Source organism: Pseudofulvimonas gallinarii, assembly GCF_004343305.1.
Taxonomy (GTDB): Bacteria; Pseudomonadota; Gammaproteobacteria; order Xanthomonadales; family UBA2363; genus Pseudofulvimonas; species Pseudofulvimonas gallinarii.
Genome location: NZ_SMAF01000042.1, coordinates 1 through 6,347 on the forward strand (window position 1 = coordinate 1; position 6,347 = coordinate 6,347).

The 6,347-nt window shown below is 63.8% G+C and carries 6 protein-coding genes; 5 read left to right on the forward strand and 1 reads right to left on the reverse strand.

All coding sequences use genetic code 11. The annotated features are described in order from the left end of the window. A partial coding sequence (locus EDC25_RS14935; RefSeq protein WP_207905722.1) for a hypothetical protein occupies window positions 1-465 on the reverse strand: 465 nt, incomplete at its 3' end. Between the two features lie 41 nt (window positions 466-506). Here EDC25_RS14935 and EDC25_RS14315 point away from each other — a divergent pair. The 5 genes from EDC25_RS14315 (at window position 507) to EDC25_RS14335 (ending at window position 6,175) form a co-directional block, all read left to right on the forward strand. Further along, window positions 507-815, forward strand: coding sequence for a hypothetical protein (locus tag EDC25_RS14315; RefSeq protein WP_132577759.1), 309 nt, complete (start codon window positions 507-509; stop codon window positions 813-815). Window positions 816-852: 37 nt separating this feature from the next. Beyond that, window positions 853-2,271, forward strand: a complete 1,419-nt coding sequence (locus EDC25_RS14320) for a CSLREA domain-containing protein (protein ID WP_164484165.1) — start codon at window positions 853-855, stop codon at window positions 2,269-2,271. Window positions 2,272-2,482: 211 nt separating this feature from the next. Then, entirely contained in the window at window positions 2,483-3,832 is a 1,350-nt protein-coding gene (locus EDC25_RS14325; RefSeq protein ID WP_132577761.1) for a right-handed parallel beta-helix repeat-containing protein, read from the forward strand. 26 nt (window positions 3,833-3,858) lie between these two features. After that, window positions 3,859-5,535 (forward strand): hypothetical protein, encoded by a 1,677-nt coding sequence (locus EDC25_RS14330; protein ID WP_123522929.1) that lies wholly within the window; start codon window positions 3,859-3,861, stop codon window positions 5,533-5,535. Window positions 5,536-5,575: 40 nt separating this feature from the next. Beyond that, complete coding sequence (locus tag EDC25_RS14335; protein ID WP_132577763.1) at window positions 5,576-6,175, forward strand: DUF3558 domain-containing protein; 600 nt, start codon at window positions 5,576-5,578, stop codon at window positions 6,173-6,175. Window positions 6,176-6,347 lie beyond the last annotated feature (172 nt).

A 6,347-nucleotide genomic window follows, 5' to 3' on the forward strand; every position in this document is an offset into this window, starting at 1 on the left:
CGCTCGGCTCTTCGCCGGCGTTGGCGACGATCTCGCGCAGCGGCGCTTCCATGGCGCGCAGCGCCAGGTTGATGCCGTGGTTCTGGTCTTCGTTGCTGGCGTCATTCGGCAGGTCGCGGCGATCCGGCGCTGCTGGCCGCGGACCTTGCGCTGGTCGAGGACGCGGCCGACAGATACACGACCTCCGCGCCCCTGCGGGCGCGCATCGCCCGCATCCTGGTTCTCGCGCCCCACGATCCACGGCGCATCCGCAAGGCCGTGCAGCTCCTGGCGGACGCCCTGGAGCGCATGCCGCTGCTGCACAGCCGACACCAGCCCGACATGGAGCGGCTCCTCCTCCTTGCCGGCGATCAGGGCTGAGCCGGTACGTGTCTCACGCCCGGGCCATCCCGTCGCACGATTGCGACACGATCGGGCGAACCCCTCACGCACGTCATTGAATTTGCAGTTCAGGACGGCTGGCACGCCGCCTGCATCAGCACGCACGTCGCACAGGGAGAATCGACGTGCATCACCGTCCGCCCATCGCTGCCCGCCCCATCCTTCTGCTGGCCATGGGCGTGCTGGCAGTGGCCCAGTTATCCGGCTGCAAACGCATTGACCCCATCGAGGCCGCGATCCGGATTGCCGAGGAACGTTGCGATTGCACGCGCCAGCTGGCGCCGGAAGTCGCACGCTGCACCAGCCGCGCCTCCAAAGCCCTGATGAGTGCCACCCAGGCACAGGAAGACAGCGGGATCCGGTCGGCCATGGTCCGTGCCTACCAGGAATCGTTCCGCAAATGCCCGTGGGACGACCCCTCCTATTACCGCTGAGCCACCCCGGAAGGAAAGCACCATGCTCCGACTCATAATGCCCTCGATCCTGTTCGTACTGGCTTTCACCAATGCCGCCCAGGCTGCGCTGATCATCGTCAACACGCTCGACTTCGAGCTCAACAATGACGGCGACTGTTCGCTGCGCGAGGCGATCCAGGCCGCAAACACCAACGTCGCCGTGGACGCCTGTCCCGCAGGCCACGCAATGATTCCGGACGCGATCTACCTCGCGGTCTCGGGTTCCATCCTGGTGAACGCCACCATGACGGTCACACAGGCGCTCACCATCTCCGGCAACGGTACCTACGCCCTGACGCTTCACGCCTCCGCGTCCAGCCCGGTGTTTCTTGTCGACATGGCAAACCCCGGCCACGACGCCCTGTTCACGGGCTTCACCATAGGAAACGCCGCCAACCACACCGGCAACGGCAGCGCCATCCAGATCAACCAGGTCGACAGACTGACGGTCTCGCAGATGCGCTTCGTCAACAACAGGCAGTCCGCCATCGCCTACATCGAGGACATCTCGCCTGGCACAACGGTCAACAAGGTATCCGTCCTGGATTCCGAATTCGAGTTGAATACGGCGGCCAACTGGGGTGGAGGCGCAATGACGCTGCGCGGCGTCGGCGAAGTCATCGTCGAACGCAGCCGATTCATCAACAACCGCAGTGATTTCCCAAGCGCATTCGGCGACGGCGGCGCAATCAATCTGGCGCGAATCCAGAGCACATCGATTACCGACTCATTCTTCCTGGAAAACGTCGTCTTACGTCGGGGCGGTGCGATATCGATCCTTGGAGACGCGGCAGCGAGCGTTTCGGTTCTGCGATCCACATTCAGCAACAACGAGGCCATGGAAGGACTCGGTGGAGCCGTCAATATCGGCCAGAGCATGACCGCCCGCTTCGTCAACACAACGTTCCACGACAACGGCAACAGCATATATGTCGCATTAGGAAGCTCCGCACAGATCACGCACTCCACCTTCCACCACACACGAAGCGGTTACGGACACCTCGCCGTAGGGGGAACGGTCGAGATCGGCCGATCCGCTCTCTACGGGCCGAGCAGCATCGGTGGCCTCTGCACACGCCTGAGCACAAGCGCCATCGTGAGCAGTGGTGGATACAACCGGTTCCACACGGGCGATGACTCCTGTGAACCGAGCGACACCGATCTTCCACTGGACGATCCACGCCTGCTGCCCCTGGGGAATTACGGCGGGCATGTACCCACCCTGTTGCCCCGGATCGACAGCCCCCTGATCGACGATGCCGACGTCGTTTGCCACGACGAGCTCGGCAATCCAGTCACCGATGATGCCCGTATGTCTCTCCGCCCAGTGGCGGCATCCGGGTCCATCGCGCGTTGCGACGTCGGCGCCGTGGAGTGGAATCCGGACATCGACGACTACCTGTTCAGGAACGGATTCAACCATCCATCCCCCTAGACCGGAGAACCACGACATGCATCCGTCTGGATTGCGATCCGCCCTAGCCTTCACCTTCGCTCTGGTTCTGGCCCCATCCGCCCGGTCGGCGGTGATCACCGTCGACACCCTGAGCCCGCGCCCGCTTCTCTACCAGTGCGACTTCAGGTCCGCGGTCATTGCGGCCAACACCAATATGCCCGCCCGCGGCTGCCCCGCCGGGGATCCCCACATGCCCGACGAAATACGTTTCCATCCAGGCCTTGCCGGCAGCATCTCGATGGCCGTTCCCGTGGAGATTGCCGAAAGCCTTGTCATCGATGGAGGCGATGCGGACCGCATCGTCCTGGACACTGTCGTCGTCACCAGCCTCATTGACGAACCCTTCGAACTGCGCAACATCGGAATGAATCGCGGCCTTCTGATCGGTACCGCCGGAAGCGTCCTTGTCGACGGCGTGAGGTTCAAGGACATCTCACAACAGATGATCCACGCCTCGGCGATCTCGGTGCCAAACACGCGGCTCCAGCGCCTTGAAATCCGCGATTCCGAATTCCTCAACAATCACGGCGGCACCGGCGCCGTTGTACTGAACACGCTGACGGAGATCGACGAGGTTGAGGTTGTACGAAGCCGGTTCGTCAACAACCGCGCCCACGACGCGGACGGTGCCGGCGCCATTGTCATCGCCTCGATGACACGGAACCTGGTGGTTCGCGACAGTGAATTCATCCACAACCATGGTCATTCCGGTGCAATCCGGCTGGTCCCACGGAGCATGCAGGCCACGGTCGAGATTTCCGGCAACCGCTTTCTTGCCAACCAATCACTTGAGGAAGGCGGAAGTGGCGCAATCCACATCGAAGGCGAAGCGGGCACCGTCCACATCCGTGAATGCGACTTCCTGAGCAACCACGCCATCAACTCCGGTCGGGCCGGAGCCATCACGGTGTCGCATCCCGCCGGCCTTGTGGTCGAGCGCAGTGTATTCGACGGGAACCGTGCCTTGGAGGCCGGCGCAATCCATTCGTGGGGCAGCGGACTTGATATCGTCAACAGCTCCCTGACCAGGAATCTCGGACACCTGGCCGGTGCCCTTGCGCTGACTGGTGACAGCCGGCTCGACCTCCGCTTTACCGCCGTCGTGGACAACGAGGGCGGTCCGTCGATCTCACTCGACCCGGCCGGCGTCGAATCCGCCGTCTTCACGGCCAATCTGATGCGGTCCCGCTCCGCCCCCTTGTGCGATCACGGGTGGATCCCTCTCTCGCAGGGTTTCAACCTCCATTCCGGCGACCTCACCTGCGGCCTTATCGCCCCTGACGACCGGCCGATCACATCCGCGCTCTCCTCCTACCCGGCCGCGCCGGGACGCCCGTGGGTCCCCGCCCCGGGCCATTCGTCGATCGAATCCGAGATCGTCCCGGAAGCGGTGTGCCTCGACACACTCGGTGCGGACCCCGTCGACATCCGTGGCAGCACCCGTCCCTGGACCGCGGGCACACCGATCGCCGGTGGCTATTGCGATGCCGGCCCGATCGAGCGCGGCGAGGATGACGGTATCGGAATCCCTTGGCGCTGACCAGACCAACATGACAGGAAACCATCATGAAACATGCCCTGCTCTTCCCCGTGCTCGCCTTGATCACGCCTTTGGCCTGCGCCGCGGATATCACCGTCACCACACTTGATGACAGCCTGGCCGATGACGGCGTGTGCTCCCTGCGCGAGGCGATGAACAACGCGCGCAACAACAACGCCGTCCATCCGGACTGTGTCGGCGGTGGCCTGGTCGGGATGGATTCGATCGGATTCGCCGGGGACCTGTTCGAGGGAGAGGTGGCCACCATCCACCTCGATACTGCGGCCGGTCCATTGATCGCCGGCGGCGGGGCCCTCCGGATCGCTCCTCCGGACAATCGTCGTGTCCGCCTTGTCTCCGACGGTACCTCGCGCCTGATGCTCGTGCAGATGGAGAACCGACCGCTGCAGATCTCACGTCTGGACATGGAAAACGGATTCACGGAAAACGACGGCGGAGCCATGCTGATCCAGAGTGGCGCGACAGTGACCCTGAACGACTGCGGCTTTGACCACAACACGGCGCTTGGCTCGGGCGGCGCCATCGGCTTCGACACAGCCGGCCAGGTCACGCTGCGCAGCTACGGATCCCGTTTCCATGGAAACACGGCCGGTGCCGACGGTGGCGCCATCGGCACAGTCATGGAGTCGCGAATCGACCTGGACATCCGGGACAGCCTGTTCAGCAGCAATATTTCCGAAGACAGAGGCGGGGCCATCGCCATGGTGACGGCGGTCGCTCCGCTGTCAGTGCACCACAGCCACGAGATCAGAAGCAGTGTGTTCGAATACAACGCCGGCTTCTGGGGCGGTGCCGTCCATGTGGCCAGCGGCCAGAACACCTCCAACAGTTTCGAGCTCCTGGTCGAAGACAGCCGATTCCATTCCAATGTGTCCAACGCCACCGACATTTTCGGGCGGGGCGGCGCCATCAGCGCCATTGGTGCATGGCGACACCACAATGCCACGGTCACCCTGCGGCGCAACAGCTTCCATGCCAACAGCGACAGTGGCATCGCCATGGGCTACAAGGCCGGCGCGGTGTTCATCGAATATGCACACGCCTACGTCGAGAACAACCTGTTCTCCCGGAACTGGGCGGGACACGGCGCAGGCGCCCTTGCCATCGTCGCCCCGAGTGATTTCGAGAACGAGCCGGATTCCCCACGCATCGTCCGTGTGGTGTTCAACAGCTTCTACGAAAACAATCTCGGCATGGGCGGCGGCCTCGGTCGGGCCTGGGACATGCTCATCCGCTACAGCGATGCCCAGCCTATGGATGCCGTGGTGGCCGGCAACCTGTTCCAGAGCAGCCCGGCCATGGACTACGAGGCCCAGTGGGCCTGCGTCGTGGAAACACAGACCGGAACTCCCGCAGGCCTTTCGCTCGCGCGGTACAACGTGTCCAACCGGGAGGAATGTGCAGTCGGCAACGGAAGCCTCGCCATGGATCCCGGGGTTGAGCTCGTCTCGGAAGCCAACGGCAGCCACCAGCTCGCCCTGCGACCAGCCCCGGACAGCCCCGCCCTGGATCTCGTCCCCGTGGATGCCTGCATGGATGCGCTGGGTACCCTCCTCCAAGATGACATGACCGGGGCACCCCGGCCAGCGGACGGCAATGGCGACGGGTTTGCCGACTGCGATGCCGGCGCCTTCGAGCAGCAGCCTGTCTCCGACACCATCTTCCACGATGGCTTCGAGTGACGGCATCCACGCTTCACCATCCAACTGCAAGGAAACAGCCATGTACGTCCGGACCTTTCTTCCACTGGTGGTTTGTGCCGCCTTCACCGGCTGCGCCAAAGGACCTGAACCCGGGGCTGAGGCATCCGCTTCTTCCAGCACACCACCCGCTGCCGGACGTTCCCCCGGCACAGCGTCGAAGCCGGCCGCCGCCAACGACGCGGTGACCCGTCTCCTGGCCCTTCCCACACCCCGCCGGGTGGACGTCGACCCGTGTGCACTGCTTACCGCGGAAGACGTGGCTGGCGTCATCACGCCGGTCCAGAAGACGGAGTACAAGGATGGGCGTGAAGACTATCCCTATCGCGAATGCACGCACCGCGGCGGCTCCATGGACATGGAGTTTGTCCTCGTAAAGGTTGGCGGTTACACCGCCGAAGAGTTCGATGCCGTCAACCTGGCCAATGCGGAGGCGGTTGGCCGGGCCTTGCAGGTCGTTCCGGGACTCGGTGACAAGGCCTACTGGAACGGGCAGGCCCTGTGGGTGCTGTCCGGCACGACTGTCGTCCAGGTCAACGTGGCCAAGGTCGGAAAGATGGAGGAGAGCACACACCTTGACATCACGCGGCCGCTGGCCGAACTCGCCGTTTCCCGCCTCTGACGGGAATCCGGCCGCTGGAGGTGACCCTCTCCCACCTCCGGCACGTTTCCCGGGCCGCCCCTTCCAAGCCCCTCACGCTGCGTATAGGAAGTTCAAACGCCCTTTTCGGGCAGTCTGCTGGGTAGGCGGCGGTCGCGCAAGCCCCGTTTTGGGCACGGATCGGACGTCTGTG